The sequence below is a fragment of the Candidatus Cloacimonas sp. genome (genome assembly GCA_035403355.1).
In the GTDB taxonomy this organism is placed as follows: domain Bacteria; phylum Cloacimonadota; class Cloacimonadia; order Cloacimonadales; family Cloacimonadaceae; genus Cloacimonas.
In genome coordinates this window covers 26,989-52,554 of record DAONFA010000001.1, presented here as the reverse complement: position 1 = coordinate 52,554, position 25,566 = coordinate 26,989, and the positions used below count along the sequence as shown (strand labels likewise).

General features: G+C 40.2%; 15 protein-coding genes. 4 read left to right on the top strand and 11 right to left on the bottom strand.

Features of this window, described 5'->3' with window-relative positions; genetic code table 11:
• Window positions 1–206: 206 nt before the first annotated feature.
• From PLE33_00170 to PLE33_00150, 5 genes are read right to left on the bottom strand one after another with little or no spacing between them, the layout of a single operon-like run.
• The gene (locus PLE33_00170; GenBank protein ID HPS59661.1) at window positions 207–1,634 is read right to left on the bottom strand and encodes an oligosaccharide flippase family protein; all 1,428 of its coding nucleotides are present in this window, start codon (window positions 1,632–1,634) and stop codon (window positions 207–209) included.
• Window positions 1,635–1,643: 9 nt separating this feature from the next.
• Window positions 1,644–2,660, bottom strand: a complete 1,017-nt coding sequence (gene ruvB, locus PLE33_00165; GenBank protein ID HPS59660.1) for a Holliday junction branch migration DNA helicase RuvB — start codon at window positions 2,658–2,660, stop codon at window positions 1,644–1,646.
• On the bottom strand, window positions 2,660–3,121 hold the full coding sequence (locus tag PLE33_00160; GenBank protein ID HPS59659.1) for a hypothetical protein: 462 nt from the start codon (window positions 3,119–3,121) through the stop codon (window positions 2,660–2,662). Before PLE33_00160 ends, ruvB begins: the two co-directional genes overlap by 1 nt.
• An 18-nt stretch (window positions 3,122–3,139) precedes the next feature.
• Entirely contained in the window at window positions 3,140–3,856 is a 717-nt protein-coding gene (locus PLE33_00155) for a polyprenol monophosphomannose synthase (protein HPS59658.1), read from the bottom strand.
• Window positions 3,853–4,608: a DapH/DapD/GlmU-related protein gene (locus tag PLE33_00150; GenBank protein HPS59657.1), complete on the bottom strand. Its 756-nt coding sequence runs from the start codon at window positions 4,606–4,608 to the stop codon at window positions 3,853–3,855. The genes PLE33_00155 and PLE33_00150 overlap by 4 nt, the downstream gene beginning before the upstream one ends.
• 70 nt (window positions 4,609–4,678) lie before the next feature.
• Between PLE33_00150 and PLE33_00145 the strand changes: the two genes are divergently transcribed.
• Window positions 4,679–5,575, top strand: coding sequence for a tyrosine recombinase XerC (locus PLE33_00145; GenBank protein ID HPS59656.1), 897 nt, complete (start codon window positions 4,679–4,681; stop codon window positions 5,573–5,575).
• 580 nt (window positions 5,576–6,155) lie between these two features.
• Entirely contained in the window at window positions 6,156–7,505 is a 1,350-nt protein-coding gene (locus PLE33_00140) for a DUF4080 domain-containing protein (GenBank protein HPS59655.1), read from the top strand.
• Window positions 7,506–7,747: 242 nt separating this feature from the next.
• Here PLE33_00140 and PLE33_00135 read toward each other — a convergent pair whose 3' ends face one another.
• Genes PLE33_00135 through nuoE form a run of 3 tightly spaced genes read right to left on the bottom strand, consistent with a single transcriptional unit; the run spans window position 7,748 to window position 13,358 of the window.
• Window positions 7,748–11,086 carry an FAD-dependent oxidoreductase gene (locus tag PLE33_00135; GenBank protein ID HPS59654.1) on the bottom strand — a complete coding sequence of 1,113 codons (3,339 nt, stop codon included), beginning with the start codon at window positions 11,084–11,086 and terminating at the stop codon, window positions 7,748–7,750.
• Between the two features lie 11 nt (window positions 11,087–11,097).
• On the bottom strand, window positions 11,098–12,867 hold the full coding sequence (locus PLE33_00130; GenBank protein HPS59653.1) for an NADH-quinone oxidoreductase subunit NuoF: 1,770 nt from the start codon (window positions 12,865–12,867) through the stop codon (window positions 11,098–11,100).
• On the bottom strand, window positions 12,864–13,358 hold the full coding sequence (gene nuoE / locus PLE33_00125; protein ID HPS59652.1) for an NADH-quinone oxidoreductase subunit NuoE: 495 nt from the start codon (window positions 13,356–13,358) through the stop codon (window positions 12,864–12,866). The genes PLE33_00130 and nuoE overlap by 4 nt, the downstream gene beginning before the upstream one ends.
• A gap of 333 nt (window positions 13,359–13,691) precedes the next feature.
• On the opposite strand from nuoE, the gene PLE33_00120 reads away from it, so the two are divergent.
• Complete coding sequence (locus PLE33_00120) at window positions 13,692–15,203, top strand: S1 RNA-binding domain-containing protein (GenBank protein HPS59651.1); 1,512 nt, start codon at window positions 13,692–13,694, stop codon at window positions 15,201–15,203.
• A 9-nt stretch (window positions 15,204–15,212) separates the two neighbouring features.
• Window positions 15,213–16,709, top strand: a complete 1,497-nt coding sequence (gene lysS, locus PLE33_00115) for a lysine--tRNA ligase (protein ID HPS59650.1) — start codon at window positions 15,213–15,215, stop codon at window positions 16,707–16,709.
• A gap of 1,009 nt (window positions 16,710–17,718) precedes the next feature.
• On the opposite strand, the gene PLE33_00110 is transcribed toward lysS, so the two are convergent.
• From PLE33_00110 to htpG, 3 genes are all read right to left on the bottom strand, one after another.
• Window positions 17,719–19,794, bottom strand: coding sequence for a hypothetical protein (locus PLE33_00110; GenBank protein ID HPS59649.1), 2,076 nt, complete (start codon window positions 19,792–19,794; stop codon window positions 17,719–17,721).
• A 9-nt stretch (window positions 19,795–19,803) separates the two neighbouring features.
• On the bottom strand, window positions 19,804–22,911 hold the full coding sequence (locus PLE33_00105; GenBank protein ID HPS59648.1) for a CotH kinase family protein: 3,108 nt from the start codon (window positions 22,909–22,911) through the stop codon (window positions 19,804–19,806).
• 96 nt (window positions 22,912–23,007) lie between these two features.
• Window positions 23,008–25,005, bottom strand: coding sequence for a molecular chaperone HtpG (htpG, locus tag PLE33_00100; GenBank protein ID HPS59647.1), 1,998 nt, complete (start codon window positions 25,003–25,005; stop codon window positions 23,008–23,010).
• Between the last annotated feature and the right edge of the window lie 561 nt (window positions 25,006–25,566).

Here is a 25,566-nt window from a genome sequence, read left to right as displayed (position 1 = left end):
ACTCTGGGTTCATAAAAAGCGGTTTATATAAGAATACATCAGGGTTATTCCGTACCAATCCGTTAAATCAGTGTTCCTATAATCTTCAGGCACGAGTTCTCATTGCCAAGCAAAATCGGGAAGCAAGGTAAAAGCTATGCCTACAGTAACCGCTTCTGACTTCATTCCGGGGGCTTCTGACTGAAATCTTTTTCCTTCTCACTTCTTCATTTTTTTATCAGAGACAATACTTCCTGCAGGGTTTCCTTTTCTGCCACTAAAAGATACAAAACATATCCAATTAGCACTACCAGCGGAAACACAAAAGATAACTTCCACATATACAGGCAACCTAATGCCAGCACTAATAGCAACGGAAGATAAGTTAAAATATCAAGCGTAATCTGCCATAAATCTGCTTTCAGCAAAGCTAAGGACATATAGTAAAAAGCAAAGTGCATAACTGCACTAACCAAACAAAACAGCAACACGGCAAAAGTAAAACTTACCCGTAAACCCAAATACAGCACTAAAATCCGCAAACAGAGAGTAACAATGTTCCACAGCAATTCCCATTGCGGTTTGCGGCAAATAAAAGGTATCCCGCTAATTGGATTATGCAGCATACTGGTGCCATAATAGATTACCAAATAAAGGATTAACGGCATTGCTGAAAGCCATTTATCGCCCCAGATTACAGGAACCAGATATTGCAAAAGAAGGGCATAAACAATCAAAGCCGGAATGCCTATTTTCAGCACCAGAGAAGTGTAATGCCTGATACCGGTAACACTTGCGGACTTTTCACTTTTAGCTAAAACCGGAAAGAAAACCTGAGCGAAGGAAGCATTCAGCATCCCTACCGGAATAGCAATTAGTTGTGAAGCAAAGAAATAAACACCCATTAAAGCCGGCTCCACCAAAGTTCCCAAAAACAAGATTGGAGCATTGATAGAATAGGACTGTAAAAGATTTATCGCATTAACCATCAGCAGGAAATTGCCGTTTCGGGAAAACAGTGCAAAGGTCTTTTTCAGCCAGCTGAAACTAAAAACCCTTTTCAGCAAGGAAGACGGTATGCGGGGCAATTTACAACACAAATAAACCAGTTCCCCCAAGTTGCCTATGTAAAAAAGCAAAATAAACAACCAGGCATAACGCCAAAAATAGATAAGAGCAAGGCAGAGAATAGAATATATGAAGACATTCAGGGTTTCTGCCAAAGCCAGGTCTTTAAACTGAAAATTCTTTTGAGCATAAACACGAACGATACGACGCAGGGATTCAATGAAAATTAAGCCCCCGCCATAAACAAGAACTTTGCCCAGTTCTGCACTATGATAATAAGCCCCGATGTTTTTACCAAAAACAGCCAGCAAAACAGTTATCAAGGCAGAAACAAGTAATCCTGTCTGCAAAAGAGCCAGCAAATTTACGCGCTCTTTCCCTCTGGAAACAAGATACAGATAATCCAGCCCTAAATGAGTAAGATAAGTAAGGAGAGCTAAAATTGCCGAAAAGCTGCGGTAAATACCAAAATCGGATTGAGTTAGCCATTTTGCCAGAAAGATGAACAGAATTAAGCTGATAATTCTTCTTAAAACAGTAGTGGAAAGAGTCCAGCGAATGCCCGAAATCACTGTTTTGGTATGCATTTGCCTCTGTTAAAAAATCTCTGTCTGCTCGGGGGCAGAAGTTAAACCTAAATGACGGTATGCTTTGAAAGTAACTTTTCTGCCCTGGGGGCTGCGTTCCAGAAAGCCCTGCTGCACCAAATAGGGTTCAAAAATTTCTTCTATGGTTCCGGAATCTTCACCGATGGCTGTAGCTATTGTTTTAATGCCAACAGGACCGCCATTATAATTTTCAATAATGGTAGTTAAAATGCGTTTATCCATTTCATCCAAGCCGGCATTATCCACCTGCAGCATTTGTAAGGCAGCCAAAGCAATATCCAAAGTTATTATTCCTTCACCTTTAATTTGAGCATAGTCCCGCACTCTTCTTAATAAACGATTGGCAATGCGAGGGGTTCCCCGACTGCGTCTGGCAATTTCTTGAACACCATCATCTTCTGCAGGAATATTTAACAGGCGTGCACTTCGGCGAATTATTTGGGCAATGGATTCCTGATCGTAATAATCCAAACGCAGCACGATTCCAAATCTATCACGCAAAGGAGGGGTTAATAATCCGGCTCGGGTAGTGGCACCAATCAAAGTAAAATGTTCCAGCGGAATTTTTAGAGTGCGGGAATTGGGACCGCTATCCAGAATAATCTCCATTTCAAAATCCTCCATTGCAGGATAGATATATTCTTCAATTATATGGGATAGGCGGTGAATTTCATCTATAAAAAGTGTTTCGTGCCGTTGCAGATTAGTTAAAATTCCTGCTAAATCCGATGGTTTTTCAATAACCGGACCGCTGGAAACAGTAATATTTACCCCCATTTCGCGTGCTATAATTCCTGCCAGGGTTGTTTTTCCCAAACCGGGAGGTCCGTAAAAAAGGATATGGTCAAGCGATTCACCCCGCAGTTGGGCTGCCCTAATACTAATATCCAAAAGTTCCTTGATATGAGATTGCCCGATAAATTCCTTTAAAGAGCGGGGGCGTAAAGCTCTATCCAGCTCTACATCTTCATTCAATTTATCGGGATTATTAATTCTTTCCAGCATTATTTGTTTTTCTTTTTCGTATAGGGGGGAATAACAATCGGTTTCTCCAGCATTTTTATTAAATTTGTGCCTTCAGGGATGGATTGCGTCCAGGTCTTTTTCTGTCCTGTTTTTTTATGGGTTACTTCCAGATGAATAACTTCTCCAGCTTGCCATTGGCTGGGGAAATTTCCCAATTGCAAACTGGCAATAACGGTAACAGGAAATTTTTTCCCGTCGCCCACCTGTTTCAAAGCAATAGTATGCAGCGGATGAGTTTCCGTACTTACTATTTCCTCCGGACGGGTATTTATCCATGCTTTAAGGATATATTCATTGGCACTTTTATCTTTCTCCCAGGTTATGGTAGGATTATTGCCGTTATCCAGTGTCAGTTTTTGCACATAAACTCTGGGAATTGTTATTGCCGAAAGCGATAGCCCAAGAAAAAACACGCAGCACAGTATTATCAATCGTTTCATTATGCGTATCCTGTTATTTTATCTCAATCTATTTAGTATTTTCATCATTTCTAAACGCCAAACCATCCAGGCAGCTTCCCAAACAATTTTTCGGCTCATTTTAGAAACGCCGTTCAGTCGTTCTGTAAACACAATCGGTATTTCTTTGATGCGAAAACCTTTCACCCATGCTTTAAAGTTCATTTCTATCTGGAAAGCATAGCCATCCGACAGAATATTATCCAGATCAATACTTTCCAGCACTTTACGCCTAAAACATTTGAATCCCCCGGTGGGGTCTTTAATAGGCATTCTGGTAATTGAACGCACATATTTACTGGCAAAGTAACTGATTAGTAATCTTTTAATAGGCCAGTGAATAATGTTCACTCCGTCACAATAGCGACTGCCAATCACTAAATCATATTTTTTCGCTGTTTCCAAAAAGCGGGGAATATCATCAGGGTTATGCGAAAAATCGGCATCCATTTCCATAATATAGTCATAGCCCTTTTCCAAGGCGTATTTAAAGCCGGTAACATAAGCAGAACCGAGCCCCATTTTGCCCGGACGCTCCAATAAATGAATGCGCGGTTCGGAACTTTGCATAAATTTAACTCTTAAAGCAGTGCCGTCTGGAGAGTTATCATCAATCACCAGCACTTCAATTGTTTCGCTTTTAGCTAAGACCTGTTCCAGCAGTTGTTCAATGTTTTCAATTTCATTATAGGTAGGGATAATTATTAGTGTTTTCATTGCTTATCCAAATTATTCTCCATTAGTTGCGGTTCGGGAACTTCTTTAAATGGCTTTGCCGGATTGCCTGCTACGATTGTTTTTGCGGGAACATCTTTGGTTACAATAGCTCCTGCAGCTACTGTTCCATCTTCATTAATAACTTTCCCGGGCAGAATTGTAGCGTTAACTCCAATCCGAGAGCCACTTATCATTGTAACTCCTTTAAAGTGTTTAAAGCGTTCTTTATCGCGAGCCATATAATTATCGTTACTTGTTGCCACGCAGGGTGCTATAAAACAATAGTCCCCGATTTCCGAATAGGCAGTTACATAGCAGTTTGTTTCCAGCTTATTTCGGTTGCCTATATGCACAAAATTCTCTATTGTAACATTTCTGCCCACAATGTTCAAATCGCCTAAGGTTACATTTTCGCGAATAGTTGCCAGATCAGCAATCAAATTTCGGCTACCCACAGTGCATTGACAGTAAATAATTACATTGCTGCCAATCTGGCAAAAATCACCTATTTTTGCGCCTTTTAAGTCCTCAGCAACCTTAAATATACTGCGTGGAGAGGAAAGCGGTTTTTTGCCAATTATGGTTCCATCATCAATCCGGCAGGCATTTCCGATTTTTGTATCCGGATGAATAACAACATTATGCCCTATATTACAGTCATTGCCGATTTGGACTCCTGCCATAATAACTACATTATTGCCCAAGGTAACATTGTTTCCAATTTCAGCACTTTCGTCAATAAACCGGTTCATTCGTCCTCCCTTTTTTTAGCTAATACCATTTTTTGCTTGATTAGTTTTAAGGCAAGGAAAAAATGGCTTTATGGAAAATTATATTGCTGATTTCTGTAATTATCTGGCTTTGGAAGGCAAATCGCCCCGAACGATTACTGCCTATAAGCTGGATTTGGAACAATTCCACAATTTTCTGAAACGCTATTTTGAAAATGGCGAAGTGGATATTAAAGGAATTACTGTTCTTAATATACGGGATTTTTTACGCTTCTTAAATGAAAAACCGGATTGCAACCGCTCTTTGGCTCGTAAAAGCGCTGCCCTGAATGCTTTTTTCCGTTATGGTAAAAGAAACGATATAATTCAAAATAATCCCATGGAAAAAATTAAGCGTCCCAAATACGAAGTTCCTCTCCCCAAATGTTTTACCGAAGAAGAAGTGCAAACTTTACTTTCTATTCCGGATACCGATAGCCCCTTTGGAATAAGAAATAAGGCAATTTTGGAGACCTTATATTCTTCCGGATTGCGGATTTCCGAACTGGCTGGAATCCGTTTGCAGGATATAGATCTTAAAAGAGGGCTGGTAAGGGTTACAGGAAAAGGCAATAAACAGCGTATTGTTCCCCTTGGTTCGTATGCCGTTGCGGCTATAAATAACTATTTAAATGTGCGACAACATTTTTGGCGAGCAGAAAGTCCCGATTTGCTTTTTTTAACAAAAAGCGGTAAAGCATTTGACACAAAACAGCTGGACCTCATTCTAAAACGCTATTTTGAACTCGTTGCCAGAGCTAAGGGCTATTCACCCCATTCGTTAAGACATAGTTTTGCCACCCATTTGCTTTCCAGAGGAGCGGACTTAAGAGCTATCCAGGAACTTTTAGGACACTCTTTACTCTCTACTACAGAAACATATACCCACATTTCCCTGGAAGATATTAAAGAGGCATATAAAAAAGGACACCCCAGAAACAAGGAGTAAAACCGGTTGGAAAACCCATAACGCTTTCCCGTATGATGCCCGTATCGTTCCCGTATCGTTCCCGTATCGCAATATGGGAATCTGATGAGATGGTTATCTGAGATATAGGACTGACAACAAAGAGAAAAAGAGAGATGTTTTAACCACTGAGAACACTGAAGACACTGAGAGTTTATTATACAATGAGATAAAGAGAAAAAGAGAGATATTTTGACCACTGAGAACACTGAAAACACTGAGAACACTGAAAGTTTATGATACAAAGAGATAAAGAGGAAAAGAGAAAAAGAGATTGAATTGAACAAAGAGGAAAAGAGAAAAAGAGATTTTGTGCGACGATGTAAGTTAGGATTTATAGAAAACGGATAACTGCAACAATAGGATTAGCAGGACTAAATCCAGTAGTAATTAGCTGTCTATTAAACTTTTATAATTATTACTGGAATTCTCTGTGTCCTCAGTGTTCTCAGTGTTCTCTGTGTTCTCAGTGTTCTCAGTGTCCTCTGTGTTCTCTGTGTTTTCAGTGTCCTCAGTGTCCTCTGTGTCCTCTGTGTCCTCAGTGTTTACAAGGAAGGAAAAAATGAAAAAAGTTCTTCTAACAGCCATAAACAGCAGCTGGAGTCAATCCAATCCTGCCCTTTACTACTTACGGGAAATGATTGCAGATTTGCCTTATACCGTTTTTCTGAAAGAATGGACATTAAAAGACCGACTTTTGGATGTGCTATATGATATTTATAGCCAAAATGCCGATGTCCTTTGTTTTTCTGCCTATATTTGGAACCGTCTTTATCTGCAGGAATTGATTCCTGAAGTTAGCAAACTTTTGCCGGAAGCAGTTATTGTAATTGGCGGACCTGAAGCAAAAAACCTATCCTGCCTGAAAAGAAAAGGGCTTTACATTGTCCAAGGTGCCGGTGAAGGTAAATTTCGTTATTTGGCAGAACACGATTTTTCTGCAAATGAAAAAGAATTATTTCAGGCAGAACATATTCCCTTGAAAGATATTCCTTTTCCTTACAGACAAAGCGATATAGAAACTTTAAAAGGCAAATTGCTATATTACGAAACATTTAGGGGCTGTCCGTTTTCCTGTGTCTATTGTCTTTCAGCTTCCGATAAACGCTCTGAACTTCGTTATCATCCTGAAAATAAAGAAGATCTGCAATGCCTAAATAAGGAACTGGAAACCTTAATTTCTTTACAACCCAGAACTATTAAATTCGTTGACCGCAGCTTTAACCTCCAAAAAAAAATGGCACATCATATCTGGAATTTCTTTATTGAACATAACTGCCTTGGCGATGTCCATTTTGAAATCTACCCTGATTTGCTGACAGAAGACGATATTGCCATACTGGAAAAAGCGCCGGAAAATAGAATCCGTTTGGAAATCGGCATTCAGACCATAAACTCAGAAGTGGCTTTGAACTGTGGCAGAAAATCAAATTGGGAAAAAGCAAAATGGACTTTGCTGGAACTGAAAAAACGCACTAAAATACGCATCCATACTGATTTGCTTGCCGGACTGCCCGGAGAAAATTATGCTTCCGTGATAAATGGCTTAAATGAGGTCTGTGCAACTCTTCCGGATGCTGTCCAACTGGGCATTTTAAAAATTCTTCCCGATACCCCGATGCAGAAAATTGCTTTGGACTTAAATTATAAATGGCTTAACCAGCCACCCTATCAATGCCTTGCCTCGGATGCCCTCTCTTTTGAGGAAATGCAGCAACTGGAAAATTTTGCCAAGCTCTTAAACCTCTATTGGAATAAAGAAGAACACAAAATTTTGTGGCAGGAAATGCTGCAAAAGCATACTGCGTCTGATATTTTATCCGCTTTGCAACAAAAACATAAAGAACTTGGCTATGAACTGCACTCTCTTGCCAAAACCAAAAGAGATGCAGTGATAGCTGAAATTATGTAGCCGGAGCTCGCTGAAGCTCCGCAAAATGAGTAACCGGAGCTCGCTGAAGCTCCGCAAAATGGGTAACCGGAGCTCACTGAAGCTCCTCTCTTTTTTTCTTGCGGAGGAACGACATCCCCATCCGGAAAAACGACTTCCCCGTCGTTCTAAAAAATGTTAATGCTTGGTTGACCAGGAGGTCAACCCTCCGGAAAACGACATCCCTTTCCGGAAGAACGACGTCCTTGTCGTTCTAAAAAATGTTACTCCTTGGTTGACCAGGAGGTCAACCCTCCGGAGAATTTTGTTGGCTTTTGTCTCTGTTCAAAAAGGTTAGCGATATACTTTTCTACCTGAGAGGGAATAACATTGATAGTTTTACTCAGTTCGGCACTTTTAACAGCATTCGGTTCAAACTTTGCCGGAACATAATTCTGTAAACTAACCAGCAACTTTTCCGCTTCAGCATTCCAAAAAGGTATTTCAGCGCTATTGGGATGAATCCATTTTAGGCAATAGAACATCCTCATCAATTCATTGATTATAATTGACTTGGCAGGATTGGCACTTTTTGTTACCTGTCCAATGTCGCTTAAAGCGGTTCCTTCCATTTCCAGATAACTTGGAGCCGGAATTAACAAATCCACAGGTGCTTTTTCATCCTTAAAAGTCATTACGGCAACCCTGAATTTTGCTTCAGCAGCTAACGAAGGATAAACACCCCAACCCATAACAAAATCGGAAACGGTTAGCGAAAAATTCGGCTGCATCGCTAAAAAACCAGGATGATTACGATAATCGGTAGAAACCAGAAGATTATCTTTTCCTTTTTCCGAGGCAAAACACCATAAATTATATGCTTCCTGTTCTGAGATGCGATTCTGATTATAAACAAACAGGGTTTTCTCCGTTGCCATAACTTCTTTTAAATTTGCATAGTTAGCATCGGCAAAACGGGAAAAGGGGCTTTCCGGATAGTTTACGAGGGTTAATTTCTTGCCTTTTCTTTGTTGCAAACGGATTAAAGTTGCCAGCACCTGATTCAGTTCTCCGTAAACAACATATTCCTGAAAGTTGTCCAAAATTCTATAGGGTTCTTTTTGAGGTCTTAAGGAAATACAGGAATCGCTGAAAGCTGAAAAAGCAGGATTGGCAGAAAGCCCGGTAGAATATTTATCCGCAGCTCTTTTCAGCAGCAGCATTTCTTCCAGAGAAATATAGGGGCTGATTTCAAAGCGTTGGGTTTTGCCTAAAGATATATTTTCTGCTATGAGGTCAGTTGCTTCCTGCCAGCTGATTTCTTTAAAAATGCCCTTTTCTTTTTTCAGAGGCACAGTCAATCTATCTTTATCATCAAGACCTTGCCAGCCAAATCTTCCCTTAAAACAGAGATTTTTACCGTTAAAGCCAGGTTCCTTTTGTGAAGTTGTAACCCGGGTGATAGTTCCTGCCTGGGTTTCGGTTTGAATAAAACAGCCCACTCCACATAAACCGCAATTTTGCAGAGAAATATCTTTAGGATGAGGATTGAATTTATAGTGAACAGTCCTTTCTGTTAAAGCCCCCACGGGACAAACATCAATACACTTTCCACAGGAAAGACAGCTTGTCTTTGTTAACGAATCCCCAAATTCTGGAGCTACGAGAGTGGCAAAACCTCTATAAATATAGCCCAAAACAGCCGGACCCTGAATTTCGGCACAGGTTCTGATACAGCGTCCGCAATAAATACACTTATTGGCATCCCGAACGATGAAAGGATGAGTGTAGTCAATCGGATGTTTATTTTTATCCCCTAAAAATTGAGCAGGATTAACTAAATAATCAGTGCAATATTTACGCAGGAAACAGGTCTCATTCACAAAACAACCACATTCCAGACAGCGTTTTGCTTCACTTACGGCAGCTGTTTCCGAAAAACCAAGCTCCACTTCTTTAAAACTGATTTTTGCTTCTTCAACAGGCAGTTCCGGCATCTCCCGTCGCTCTATTTTTTCATAAATAGAAAACTCTTCAGGGCTGATTTCTTTCACTGTGTTAGCTTTTTTACTGTCAAAAGGGATAAGTTCAGCAGTTATTTCTCCTGTTTCCAAAAATCTGTCTATAGCGGTTGCGGCAATTCTTCCATCAGCAATTGCCTCAATAGCTGTTGCAGCACCTCTTCTAAAATCGCCTCCGGCAAACACATTTCCCAAGCCGGTAAACATAGTTGATTCATCCACAATAGCTGTTTGCCAACGCGAAATGGGCAATATTTTATCTGCTACATAGTTTTTCTCTTCCGTAAAGATATCCACCTCAGGAACCTGAGAAATAGCAGCAATAATACTGTCAAAAGGCAGTTCAAAAAATTCACCGGTTGGTTCAGGTCTTCTTCTTCCGCTTTTATCGGGTTCTCCTAAACGCATTTTTTCAATAATTACGCTGGTTAGATGTCCACCTTTACCTATATATTCTACAGGATTGGCAAGGTAGTAAAATTTCACGCCTTCCTGTTCACAGGCAAAGACCTCGCTTGGCTCGGCAGGCATTTCAGCTTTGGTTCTTCTATAAATAACAGCAACTTCACAACCTTTTCTAACAGCAGTTCGGGCACAATCAACAGCAGTATTTCCACCTCCAACGATGGCTACTTTAAATCCTAAATCAGGAGAATTGCCTAAAGCGTGTGCTTTCAGGAAATCAACCCCTAAAAAACAACCTTCCAAATCACTACCTTTAACCGGCATTGGCACTGCTTTTTGAGCTCCGAGGGCAAGATACACTGCAGCAAAATCATTTGCCAGGTCTTGTAAAAAGACATCTTTGCCCAGTTGTTGATTATATTCAATCTGCATTCCATTGGTGCAAATAAGCTCTATTTCCGCATCCAGAATATCTTTGGGAAGCCGAAATTCCGGAATCCCATAACGCAACCAACCCCCTGCCTTAGGAGCTGCCTCATAAATATGAACTTCATAGCCCAGGTGGGAAAGATAATAGCCACAGGTAAGTCCGCTGGGTCCGGCTCCGATAATGGCAACTTTCTTGTTTTTGGAAGGTAACTTTTCAGGAACATAATTCCATACATCTTCGTTATCCACATCGGCAGCATATCTTTTCAGCTGCCTGATAGCAATGCTTTCATCTACTATTTGTCTGCGGCATTCTTTTTCACAAAAGGCAGGACATATCCTTCCAATAGATAGAGGCATTGGGAGTTTCTCTTTAATAACTTTCACTGCCTCATGATATTTGCCATTGGCTATTAAAGATATATAGGTCTGAATATCAACCTGGTCAGGACAGGCAATTGTGCAGGGAGCAATGCAATCCGCATAGTGATTGGAAATAAGTAATTCCAAAGCCATTTTACGAGCTGTGTGAATGGACTCGCTATCGGTTATAATTTCCATTCCTTCTGCAATAATAGTTCCGCAGGATGTTACAAAACCCTTTCTGCCTTTTACTTCTACCAAACAAACCCAGCAGGAACCATAAGGATTTAATTCTTCATCGTTACATAAAGTAGGAATATCTATCTTATTCTGTTTGCAGAGTTCTAAAATAGTAATTCCGGGCTCTGCTTTCACTGGTTTTCCGTTTAAACTTACATTTATCATTGCCTAAACTCCTATTCTTTAGTTACGGCATCAAACTTGCATACCTGGAAACAGGTTCCACATTTAGTACACTTGCTTTGGTCTATAGTATGAACTTGTTTTACTTGTCCGGAAATGCAGGAAACAGGACATTTTCGGGCACAAAGAGTGCAGCCGATACATTTTTCGGGATTTATTTTATAGGTTATGAGAGCATTGCAAACACCTGCGGGACAGTGTTTATCTACAATATGAGCCAAATATTCATCCTTAAAATAGCGTAAAGTAGTTAAAACCGGATTGGGAGCTGTTTGACCCAAACCACAAAGAGAACCCTTGATAATATTTACTGCCAGTTCTTCCAGTTTTTCAATGTCTTGCAATTCACCTTTCCCTTCAGTAATGCGGGTTAAAATTTCCAGCATCCGTTTTGTACCAATGCGGCAAAAAGTGCATTTGCCGCAGGATTCGTTTTGGGTAAAATTAAGGAAAAACCTGGCTACATCAACCATACAGGTTCCTGTATCCATTACCACCATACCTCCGGAACCCATAATTGCACCTGTTGCCGTAATAGAATCATAATCAACTATAGTATCAAGTTTTTCAGCAGGAATACAGCCCCCGGAAGGACCTCCCATTTGGACTGCTTTAAAGGGTTTGGAGGTCTTCATTCCTCCTCCGACATTGTAGATAATATCCTGCAATGTAATTCCCATGGGAACTTCAATTAAACCGCTACCGGCAATTTTTCCGGCTAAGGCAAAGACCTTGGTTCCGGGTGATTTTTCCGTTCCGTATTTCCTGAATTCCTGTGCCCCGTGCATAATTATCCAGGGAATATTTGCCCAGGTCTCTACATTATTGATGTTTGTTGGTTTGCCCCAAAGTCCTTTTGCTGCAGGATACGGAGGGCGTAGAGTTGGCATACCTCTTTTTCCTTCAATGGATTGCATTAAAGCAGTTTCTTCTCCGCAAACGAAAGCACCGGCTCCTTCTTTGATATGTAAATCAAAACTGAAGGAGCTGCCCAGAATGTTTTTTCCCAGATAACCCTTTTCTTCGGCGGCAGAAATAGCTGTTTTCAAATGTTCCAAAGCCATAGGATATTCTGCACGACAGTAAATATAGCCCTCGTTAGCTCCAATGGCATAAGCACCAATAGTCATACCTTCAATTACAGAATGGGGGTCACCTTCCAGAGTACTGCGGTCCATAAAAGCACCGGGGTCTCCTTCATCAGCGTTACAAATTACATATTTCTTATCCGAATTTTCAGAGGCACAAAATTGCCATTTCAGCCCTGTAGGAAAACCAGCTCCACCTCTTCCTCTTAAACCGGATTTTTTAATTTCTTCAATGATGGCTGTTCTTTCCATTTGCAGTGCTTTTTGCAGTGCTTTATAACCATCTCCGGCTTCATAATCCTCAAGGCATTCCGGGTCTATAATTCCGCAATTGCGTAAAACGATTCTTTGCTGATTTGCCAAAAGAGCATTATGCTTACCGCTTATCTTTTCAGCTAAAATGATATTTTCGGCAGGTGCTTTTCCGGCTATATAGTCCTCCAGTATTTGAATTATGGTTTCCGGATTAGCTCTACCGATATGAATAGAACCAAGTTCGGAGCCCTCAAATTGCACAATTGGCTCCTCAAAACACATTCCAATGCACGCTGTCTTTTTTAGAGTAACAGGTCTTGGATTATTTTCAAGATATTGTTCCAGGGCATTATATACTTCTTTGGCACCAGCTGCAACACCACAACTTGCCAAACCAACTTTTACGATTATATTATTCATAAAGTATCCTCGGTTTCATATTGTTTCAGAACAGCAGGAATTGCCCCCGGCGTTAATTTACCATAAGTTCTTCCGTCTATCATAATTACCGGAGATAAAGAACAGCAACCCAGGCAGGCAACTTCCATTACAGTAAACTGCATATCGGCAGTTGTATTTTCCTCTTCGGAAAGCTGTAATGCATCCATCACGGCTTTTTTTATGCCATCCGCATCGGAAACATGACAAGCAGTTCCTTTACAAACACGAATAAGATGTTTTCCCTGTGGTTTTAAACGAAACATTGAATAAAAGGTAGCTACACCAAAAATCTCAGCTGCCGGAATATGCATTTTTTCCGCTATGTAAGCCATTGTTTCCCGGGATAAAAAACCCAGGGTATTCTGCGTTTCTTGTAATAACGGAATTAAAGACCCCTTTTTGCCTTGATACTTAGCCAGAATTTCATCCAGCAGTTCAATATCGTTTGCCATAGTCAATCCTTTAGCCATTTATCTGGCTCTTCGGTTTAAATAACCCGCTTTAACTTATGAAAAGCATCATTTTCAGATCCTATGATAATTGTCAAATAAAAACAGATTTAGTATTCTTTTTTGCCACAAGATAAGGAGTTTTTTATCAAGAACTTCAGGTAACTCAGTCGCAGATATACAATCTGAAATAGGGCAACTGAATTATTAGGATTTACAGAGGTTTATAACAGGGGTCTTAATTAGCTAACAGACACTTATTTTTACAATTAAAAGAAGCTGAGGAATAAAAACCTTTACAAAAAGAAGGCAACAGGAAAGTTGGTCTTTCTGAATTGCCTTTAGGAGAATCTTATGTCAGATAAGTTACATACTACCAGCAGCAAAGCTGCTATGAGAGAAATGAAGGATGAATATCTGCGGATGTTGGAAGAATCCTTTCAAAACACGGCTGAAATTAAAAAGGGCGATGTTATTGAAGCCCCTATTGTAAGTATCAGCGACCAATATTTAATTTTGAATTTGGGCGGCAAATATGATGCTTATGCCGAAATCGGAGAATTTTCCAACGCCAGTGGAGTTCTATCTTACAAAGTGGGAGACAGCTTAAAAGGTTATGTTGTTGACCAGAATGAAAATGGCTATGTTATAGCTAAAAGTTTAACCAAGCAATATGTAGATAAGCAGTCAATCCTTGAGGCATACGAAAAGAAAATTCCCGTGCAGGGAAAGATATTTACTCCTACCAAGGGTGGCTTTAATGTTGATATTTTAGGAGCAAAGGCATTTTGTCCCGTTTCTCAAGTATCTCAAAGGTCCTCAGAAGATACTGCTCAATATATAGGCAAAACGATGGATTTTCTGGTAATAGAATGTTCCGAAAATTGCCGTCGGATTGTTGTTTCGCATCGGCAGCTTGAAGAAATGCAGGAGCAGGAAAGAAAAGAAGCAGCTTTAGCCAAACTGAATGTAGGGGATGTTGTTACCGGCAAGGTCTTGCGGATGACCACTTTTGGCGCTTTTGTAGATTTAGATGGCATTGAGGGTTTGTTACATATTTCGGAAATTTCCTGGCAGCATATAGTTAAACCGCAGGACGAGCTGAAAAAAGGGCAGGAAATTGAAGTTAAAATTCTGGATATTAAGGGAGAAAAAATTGCCCTGTCCCGCAAAGCGCTTTTAGAAAATCCTTTTGAACAGGCATTGAAAGAACTGCACGAAGGCGATATTATTAATTGTCGGGTTCTGCGTTTACATAATTTTGGAGCATTTGCAGAACTTAAACCCGGGGTGGAAGGGCTGATACCTGTTTCTGAAATGAGCCGCAATCGCCAAATATCTCATCCGCGGGAAATTGTAAAAGAAGGGGACTGGGTGCAGGTGCAAATTCTTCGCATAGATGAAGATACCCGCAAAATATCCCTTTCCTTGAAGGCCTTGGAAGAAGACCCTTGGGATAAAATTGACGAAATTGTACAGCTGGAAAATCCTTTTGAAGGAATTGTAGAAAGTTCCACCAATTTTGGCGTTTTTGTTACTATCAGTGAAGGTATTACAGGGCTTTTACCTAAATCCAGAGTCCGGAAAAGCGATAGTTTTCAATCAGGCGATCCCATAACTTTAATGGTGACTGCCATAGATAAAGATAATCACAGAATTACTTTGGATTATACAGACCGCACACCGATGGAAATTGCTGAAGAGCGTGCCCGTTCTGAAGAACATAATCATAGAGAACAGCATAACGATAGACCTCATAGCTCAAATCAGCGCCGGGGTGGAAGAAATCGTAATGATGAGGATTGGCGCAAGTATGCCAGCCAAAAAGTGAATCCTGTAACAGATAATCCCTTTAAAGATTTATAAACAGCCGTAATGCTCTCCAAATCCAATCAGTTTATCCAGTTGCGTAAAGAAAAACTGGCAAAAATCAAAGCGCTGGGGATTGATCCCTATCCTGTAAAATCCCTCCGAACTAATTATATATCTTCTCTTTTGGCAGATAAAGAAGAGTGCCTGCAAAAAAATGAAGAAGTTACTATAACCGGTCGTTTAACAGCTATGCGCCGACAGGGAAAAATCGGTTTTGGCGATCTGGAAGATAGTTCCGGAAAAATTCAGCTTTATGTGGCTCAAAATACTATTGGCGAAGAAAATTACGAACTTTTTAAGCTCTGTGATGCCGGCGATTTTATTCAGGCAACGGGAAAACCATTTTTCACCCAGACAGGTGAGTATTCTTTAAAATGCAGTCAAATAACGCTTCTTTCCAAAAATATCAGACCTCTGCCGGCAGTTAAAGAAAAGATTGTTGACGGCAAAACTATTCGTTACGATGAATTTTCCGATATTGAATTGCGCTATCGTAAACGCTATCTTGATCTTTTGCTCAATCCTGAACATAGAAAGGTCTTTGCTCTGCGCGCCAAAATTATAACCGCTATTCGCAATTTTATGGATAGTCACGGTTATATTGAAGTGGAAACCCCTATTTTGCAACCACTTTACGGAGGTGCTAATGCCCGACCTTTTATTACTCATCATAATACTCTGGATATGGATTTATATTTAAGAATTGCTACGGAGCTTTATTTAAAACGCTTAATTGTAGGTGGATTTGAGCGTGTTTACGAGCTGGGCAAGGATTTTCGCAATGAAGGGATGGATAGAACTCATAATCCGGAATTTACGATGATTGAGTTTTACGAAGCATATTCCGATTTGCAGGGTATGATGGATATCGCTGAAGAGCTGATTAAGCATTTGGCAATGGATGTAATCGGCAAGGATACTTTCATTTATCATCAGCACCAGGTTTGCTTAAGCGGAAAATGGAAAAGAGCATCGTTACCCGATCTGGTTAGTGAATATCTGGGGCAGGATGTTATGAGCATCAGCTTAGAGGAGCTTGCCTCTGTCTGTAAAGACAAGGGATTAGAGATTCCTGCCGGCTCAGAAAAAGGGAAACTGATTGCTCTGCTTTTTGAAGAATTTATTGAAGAAACGCTAATTCAGCCAACCTTTGTTTGCGATTTTCCCAAAGAGGTTTCTCCTCTGGCAAAGGCAAAACCCGAAAATCCCTTTGTTGCAGACCGTTTTGAACTGTATATTGCAGGCGGGGAATTTGCCAATGCCTTCAGTGAATTGAATGACCCTTTAGAACAAAGAGCGCGTTTGGAAGAACAGGCAAAACTGCGCGCTTTGGGAATTGACGATGCCAATGTTGTGGATGAGGATTTTTTGGAAGCGCTGGAATACGGAATGCCTCCAATGGGGGGTCAGGGAATCGGTATAGACCGCTTAGTTATGCTGCTAACGGAAAACGACTCCATCAAGGAAGTTATCCTGTTCCCTCAGATGAAAACCACTTAGTTAATATTAATAATACAATTTATCAATTAAGAGCAAGCATATTATCTCTCTAATTTATGGCTATTGTAGAGTAATATTCAAATAAGAAATCCCATTGGATTGTATGAATATTACAACAATGCTGATATCCTCTCTATAATGATATTAAATGCAATAGGTATTTATCTATTCTTAAGTATTTGCTACTTTAATAGACAGCATATCGGATGCCAGCTGCGCTTTTCGCCCTTAGCTATAAGCGTCAATCAAGTGTTAATCAAACCTTAATCAAGCGTTAATTATTAACGCTTGATTAAGGGATGTTAAACGCTAAATTAATGTCCTCAAGCAAGGAAGGAATTAGACAAAATATGGGGATTTTATTAGAAAAGCGATTGTTACATTTGAAAAATGTTGCACTGCAAAAGTTATTGCGTGTCTTCTGAATTTTTGATAACATAATTGAAGGGCATTGTTTGTAGTTTTATATGCAATAATCTTAGATTTATTTTCACGCAGATTTACAGGTTTTACAAATTTGGCATTTTAGAAACAAGGATTTCAGGATTTAAGGATTTAGAGGACTTATTGTTATAGATGATGATTATATGAACAAAAATAAAAGCCCTTTAGGACGACACAATGATAGCGATGGTAGCGTAAGCCCCTCGTTTAGTGTAAGCTACAATATTTTTTATCCTTTTCCCGCATCCTGAAAGCCCCTTAGGGCGAGATCGGATGGTTGACCTCCTGGTCAACCTCTTCTTGTGCTTGAACGACGAGGACGTCGTTCTTCCTGAACAAAAAGCTCCTTAGAGTGACACATTTAGAGCGAAGGGTTTAGCAGCCATTTTTGGATATCAACCCTCTAAACCTTTTCAACCTGCTAAACCTTATTTTCCTTTTATGTCTTTTCAATATGAAATGCATATTATTACCGGAAGTTGCTCAAATTGGAATTTATCACGCCTAAATATAATTTGCCGGCTGGAAGGACATCCCAGCCGGCAAAGCAAGATAAAAGCATAAATCAGTTAGCTGCCATAATGCGATAGAACTGTCTCGGATTAGTAATTTCGGTCGTTTCCCAAAATAGTCCAGTGACATTATCCGCTGCCAAAACCCAGTCCTGCGGAAAACTGGCATACGGTAATGTAGATTTATAGACATTGTAATGCGTAGCTCCGGATACCGGTTGCCAGGAAATCCTAATCGTAGTGCTACTGATTTGGGTAATCAGCGGTTCCGGAATAACCAGGGCATTTAATACAAAATTCCAGTTCGGAAAAATGATGTTGTTCAAGTTCCCCGCTCTGTTCCAATTATCTGGATTATTAAGAGCAGTTCTTATTTCAGCAACGGAACCTGTGGTAGCACCATTATAGACACCATCATCCACTTCGGTGGCAAAACCTAAAGCATTTACTCCCAAGGTTAAAACGGAAGGAAGGTAGGAACTATTGTTACTTACTGTTCCCTCTGTTAACCATCCGGTAGAAGAAATAGCTGCAATGAAAGAGGGCTCGTTTATGGTTCCCTGGAAGGCAATAATTTGTTCACCGTCGTTGGAAAGACCTTCTACACCGGGACTATGGATACCTTCATTGGTAAAGGTTTGCCCTTCAACCAGATGAATAACTTCTCCTGTAGCATAAGTGCGTCCTACTCCTCTCCATTCATAGAGGGCTTCATTTGCCGTAAAAGCGGTTCCCGTCCACGCTTTATCGGTAAAGCATATTTTAGTGTTTTCCAAAATATCCTTCAAAAGCACGAAACTGAAACGGTCAGGGGAATCGGTAGCATATTCTACAAACGCTAAATCTCCCGGGAGTAAAACAGAACCAACGGGTCCTGTAGGGGTTGTCCATTGAACAGAAGGTACGTTAGTATCAACTTTGTAGTCAATGTTGTCTCCGCTATTGGTATAGGGAAAAATCTTAAAATAATATGCCTGATTTTCTTTTAATCCATAAAATAGCTGGGTCTGAACGCTATAACTGACATTTTTACTAAGCTCTGCATCGCTTTCAGGAATGCCATCAATGGGGTCTGCAATATCTGAAAAGCCGTTTTCACTACCTTTAATCAGATAACCAGCCGGTAAAATTGCCCCTGTGGCATCTGTCCAATTCAGATATGCCTGATAATAGTTTATTCCAGAGGCAGATAAAGAAACGGGATAATTTGTCGGCTCGGGGAAAATGGTGGAACCGCTAACTTCAATCAGTTGAGAAGTAATTCCGCCTCCGTTATGTAAAATACTGCCATTAAAATTGCCGCTTACGGTTGGCTGAAAAACCACTTGTATCTGTCTATCAAAGCAACCATTACGAGGAATAAGCTCTAAAGAAGAAACGAAGGAATCGGTATCAAACAAACGCAGGTAAAAATATTGAGGAGTTGTAACAATTAGATTTCCGGTTAAGTTAGTAGCAGTTATCTGATAGGTCTGAACCGGGGAAACATCTCCCACCATAGCATAAAAAGGTTGCAACTCTGAAGTTATTTGCACATAAGGAGCAGCAGAAGTTCCTGAAATAATAATATCGTCAAAACGCCATTTGCCGCCATCGTAAACCTTTGTGGGATCGGAAGGCATATAAAGAGTATTCTCTGAATTGGCAAAAGCGGAAACAAGCTTAAAAGCAAGATTAGGATTATTATTTATCCCGGCAATAGAATTCGCATCAAAAGAATTGGGAAACCAGCTGTCACCACCGGTAGCATCGTAAACCCCTGCCTGAATCCAAACCGGTTCAGCTGCGGTTCTATCCAAAGTATAAAACAGGACTGCTCTATTAGCGGACTTATTGCTATGCCGAAGCTCCCAACTGATAGTTATATTTTGAAAATTCTGGGTAGAGAGCTCAATCATTATTCCTGCCGTCATATTATTAGTTCCCTGAGCAGGATAAGATGTAGTACTCCAACCCAGTCCTCCACTATAACCGGTATTGAAACCATCATCCGTAACTCCTCCGATTAAAGAAACAGTTCCACTACCTGTTGAAGGTAAAAGTGTATTTTCAAAAGTCCAGGAAGAAATAACGGTAGCATTTAATGCAGCCCACATCAGGATGAATGCTATGAACAAGAACTTTTTCATTTTTACTCCTTATTGGATGATACAGATTTTTTTACTGAATTGTTTGCCCGCATATTGCGTGCGGACAAGATAGATTCCACTGCTGATTCTGTTGCTGTGTTTATCTTTCAGGTTCCATTCATTTTTACCGCCTTGGGCAGTATAGTAATCCGCAACTAACTGACCTTTAAGATTATATACTTTCACTCTATATTTATCGGAGGCACCTTTCAGATTGATGTTCAGAACATCTCTTACAGGATTAGGCCAAACATCCAAACTGATCACTACCGGAGTAATGTTGTTATCGTTATTGGACACAGGATTATTGCTTGTTCCTGCCGTTACGGGATGTTCAAAATCAACTCCGAACTGTATCCAATTCTCACTCCCATCAGGATATCTGCCATAAGAAATATCACTGCCTAAAGCCAAATCTTCGCTCCAGGCAATATGATCAACTACGGTTAACATATCCGGAGCTAATAAATATACAGCATCAGCTGTTGTGCTCAATTTCGTATTGATATGCAAAGGACTCTGGTCAAGGTCTTCGTCAAACCAGATTATTTTATAGCTGTGGGCAGGAATGATGGTCTCGGAAAAACCGGCAGGAATTTGAGTTAAAGAAGTTCCGGTATCGGGATAATGATCATCCGTCAAATAATAGCCCGCTAAATCAACTGCAAAATCATTGGGATTATATATTTCTATCCAATCCTCATATTCGCTGTTTTCATCCATAACGGTTGTAGCATTGGAAGGCATCAATTCATTAATATATAGAACTGGAGCAGTATATCCAATCAGTATTGAATAGACAGGTGACTGAGTTATCCCTGAGGCATTATCGGTTGCTTGAATCCGGTATTTAATAATAGAGCCCAAAGCAAAAGATCCGATTTGGGCAGTGTAGCTGTTTTGGTTTAAACTCATTGCCACAGTGTTCAAAGTCCAGTCGGAAATGCCATACAATAATTGCACGCTACTTATAGTTCCATCACTGTCACTAACACTGGTGGAAACGGTTATAATGCTGTTTTCATCTGTAATAAGAGGGCTATAAGCAATATTTTCAATAATGGGAAGCGTGTTTACAGTTCCCTGATTGGAAGCGCCGGGAGTGCAGGGATTGGTTTGTCCCGCTCCAAATAAAATCCAGTTATCGCTGCCATCAGGTAATCTGCCAATAGACCTGTCATCTACATTTAAATCAGCTGCCTCAGTCCAGATATAACTATCAATAACTGTAATCCCATCCGTATCAATTAAATAAACAGCGTCTGCTCCGCCTCCGAGTTTATCATTGATATGCAAAGGACCCTGATCAAGGTCTTCATCAAACCACACAATTTTATAACTATGCGGAGGAATAGTTGTAACATCAGGATTAGTTGTCGGAATTTGTGTCCAGGCACTTATTCCATTGCTGTAATGGCTATCGGTCATATACATCCCGCCAAGGTCAACTGCATAATCATTGGGATTGTAAATTTCCACCCAGTCATCAAATTCGCCATTCGGATCGGTATAAGAGGCATTTTTTGCCATAATTTCGTTGATAAAAAGTTCCCCCGTAAAACCGGCAACCGGAATTGTGTAATATTCGTGTTCTGCTCCCGCAGGAAAGAACATCCCCTGCGAAGTATTTTCTGCCCAGAAAAAATAATTGATATCACCATAAGTGACAGGAACACTAATTCCAAACACACCATCATTAGCAGCACCATCGGAATGAGCTCCATCATCATACATTTGATAATAGGTATATTTGTGAGCTATGTCCTGTTTAAAACCCAACTGAGCATAAGTAGCATTGGTAAAAGTAGCAGTAAATTGCATTGTTGAGCCCGGCTCAGGATTGGCAGGAGAATAATTTTGCACCGTCATTGTAGGGACAGTTCCGGCAAAATTGGTATTACTTAAAAGATAGGTAGCCCGAGCATTCATCAGTTGAGTAATTCCAGGAACGGTTTGTCCACCTCCGGGACCTCCTGAACCACCTCCCACCTGATTATTCAAGTTTGCTTGAAAATTGGCATAAGTATAAAAGTAATTAGGATCGTTTTGCACAGAGGGACCGCAAATACTTTGCAATTCAGCTGCCCTGGTTGCATACCAGCCATTAGAAAAGTTCTCTTCTATCATTGTGCGTATATGAGCAAGATACATCTTTTTGTAACGAGGATTTACTAATACATTCTTGAGCAGGAGAAAAGTGCTGCTATTCACATTGCGCAAGGGATCAAGATTTTGCATACCGGAAACGGAACCACCTTGAAAGCCGCCAAAAGACATATTCAAATCCCATAGCAGAGGATTTATTCTGTTATCGGCATCGGCAAAAAGATAGAAATTATGAAAGACATTGATGGGTGAATCCAAATTTACCAAGAGATTATCAAAAGCACACATCCATAAATTCTGATCCACATTCATCACCTGGCTTATGTTAGCATAGTTGTTTTGCAGGGTATTAGTAAAGTTGATTAAAGTATTCCAGCCGTAATCTGATTCCAAACCGTAATATTGCATATAGGCAGTAGAATCAGCTCCCAAGTAACCCCAAACGGTTACAGTTGCCATAGTATTGGTATCACACTTAAAACGTGGCTTGCCAGAAGTATGAAAATGTTCTGCCATAAAATTGCTGTCCACATCTTCCACGGAAGTATAAACACCAATGAGGACATTATTCACCCAAACATTAGCATAATTGGCTTTGCAGGCAGGCATATATTTTCGGGCAATTTCGTAGGAAAGGGTTTCCCGCACAAAAGAAGGATCGGAAAAACCGTTGGCAAGCTTAATTGTTCCATATTTTCCGTCAATCAGCTGGTCTTCAATAATATGATCCACCTTAATATTGAAAGGGTTTTTATTGCGATTTGCACTGTAGGAACTATTGCCTTTATAACGCACTCCTACACTATCATAAGTAACTCCGTTGATAATTGCTGTGCCCACCAACCGTTCTTCTCCTGCCGCATAAAGCTGGTCAAGAATTTGATCCCAATTGGATTGCGTGAAAAATAACTGAATTGTGTTCACGGTATTGATATCGTAAAAATCTGTTTGTGCCACTAAGCTGATACTTAGGCAAAACATCAGGCAAAGAATAAGATACGCTTTTTTCATATTCACCTCTTAAGGGGAAAAAAATACAGGGACTGTTTTTTTTATAAAAGTCCCTGTAGTTTATACCTTCGGGTTTTTTAAACCCTGCAATTTTTTTTATTCGCTTAAGTAACTAAGCACCTGATTGGCTTTGCCAATAAAACTCTTTAATTCTTTGCCACTGAAAGGTTTCTGCTCCAATAGAGAAAGGTCGTGAATATAGGAGCAAAGGGTTTTAACTACATCTTCTTTTCCCTGTTCGTGTAATGTGAGAATCTTTTTGATAATAGGATTATCGCGATTTACTACTAATGTATGGTATTTCAGCATATCGGAGGAGGAGTTTTGGTGAGTTAGCAAATCCATATCATGCCAGCGCCGCATATATTCACTAAACACAATCATTGAAGGTATTTCCTGGCTTTTCAAGCTTTTCACTTCCACTTTAATATCGGTAAAAGCATTAGCTTCAAGAGCTTGCATTGCTTCAGTGCCCAGTTCTTTACGCACATTTTCAGGCAGCTCAAAGGGTTTGATGATGGTCTGCTCATCTTTTTGAATTAGATAGGGGCTTAAAAGAGTTGCTGCCTGCGGGAATTTCTTCACATAATCGGCATAACTATCTTTGCTGAAACTTGCCTCAACTTTTTGGTCTAATGCTCTGTAAAATAGTTCCTTCAGTTCTTCTTCAGAGTCCCCTGCAACCCCTTCTTTATTTACCAGGAGGTCATTCACTTCGCTGTCTATCCGCACAAATTCCACTTTATCCAGTTTGCTTTCCAGCTGTTGATAGAGATGGGTATCCAGAGGGCTGTTTTGAAAAACAACTTCAATTCCCTGTTCTTTCATTAAGTTCAAATAGCTTACCTGAGTATCTTCGCTGGCTGCGTACCAAATCTTTGTTTTATCGTCTTCGCTTTTATTGCGGGCTTTGTATTCTTCAATAGTTACATAGTCACCGCTGGCGGATTTGAAGATAATGATATCCTTCATTGCCTCAAAGAAGCCCTCATCTTTCAGTAAACCGAATTTGATAAAGGCACTAATATCTTCCCAGTAACTTTCATATTTTTTGCGGTCTTCTTTGAAAGTATTATTAAAATGGTCAGAGACCTTTTTCACGATATACTGGCTGATTTTTTTCACCTGAGCATCGTTCTGTAAAAAACTGCGAGAAACATTAAGCGGAATATCGGGAATATCTATGCCACCTTTCAAAAGCAGCAGAAATTCCGGAATAAGGTCTTCCAGATTATCCGCTACAAACACATTATTGCAAAATAGTTTCACTTCCCCTTTGAAGAAATCGGGCTCATTACGCAGCTTGGGAAAATACAATATCCCTTTCAGGTTGAAAGGAAAATCCACATTCAGATGAATCCAGAACACAGGATCCATATAATCGTGAAACACATTCTTGTAAAACTCTATGTATTCTTCCTCTTTCACTTCGGTGGGTTTACGATTCCAAAGCGCTTCTTTCTGATTTACCTGTTTGCCTTCAAACATAATCGGATAGGGCATAAAGTTGCAATAGCGCTCCAGAATTTCCCTAATTTTATCGGCTTCAGCATATTCCGCATTTTCTTCATTCAGATAAACCGTAATCGTAGTCCCAGCTTCTTTGCGTTTGCCTTTACTCATAATGTATTCCGTGCTGCCATCACATTCCCAGTATGCCGGTTCGCTGCCTTCGGTAAAGGAAAGAGAATCAATAGTCACTTTATCGGCAACCATAAAAGCCGAATAAAAGCCCAGTCCAAAGTGCCCGATCATATTGCTCTGGATGTCCTTATACTTATTAATAAAATCTTCGGCACCCGAAAAAGCAATCTGATTGATGTATTTCTTTATTTCTTCAGCAGTCATTCCGATACCGCTATCTATCACTTCTATGGTCTTTTTGCCTTTATCCAGTTTCACTTCCACTTTCATCTCTTCTTCTTTGAAGTTGGGATCGGCATATTTGCGTTTGGAAATAGCATCCACGGAATTGGAAATAAGTTCCCGCAGGAAAATATCGTGCTGTGAATAGAGCCATTTCTTGATTATCGGGAAGATGTTTTCGGTATGAATGCTTAAGCTTCCCTTTTCTTTAGGTTTCTTGTCTGCCATTATGTTTAATCTCCTTATTGTTTATTCATTGTGTTCTGGAGATAAAATAATCAATCCTGGCTTTTTGTCAAGTGTTTTTAGCAGTCCTGCAATCCGACTGCTAAAATATTGATTGAAAGAAGATGCTGTTCTTTCGGAAGGAGGTTTCGTTCTTGCGGAAGGTTGACATCGTTTTTTACGGAAGGTTGACCTCGTTTTTTACGGAAGGTTGACGTCCCCGTCAACCACGGATAAAGATATTTATAAAAACGACGAGGATGTCGTTTTTCCGGAAGGGGATGTTGTCTTTCCGGAAGGAGGTTTCGCGCTTTCGGAAGGTTGACCTCCTGGTCAACCATATTAGTAAAACGACAAGGATGTCGTTCTTTCGGAAGGTTGACGTCCTCGTCAACCAAGGATTAAAATATTTATAAAAACGACGGGGACGTCGTTTTTCCGGACGAGGATGTCGTTTTTTCCGGAAGCAGGTTTCGCCCTACCTGCATATTGTTCTTGACTAAATTTGAAACCGCTCAATGAATGCATTTTAGAAATTTGCAGAACCTAAGAAATCAGGAGTTC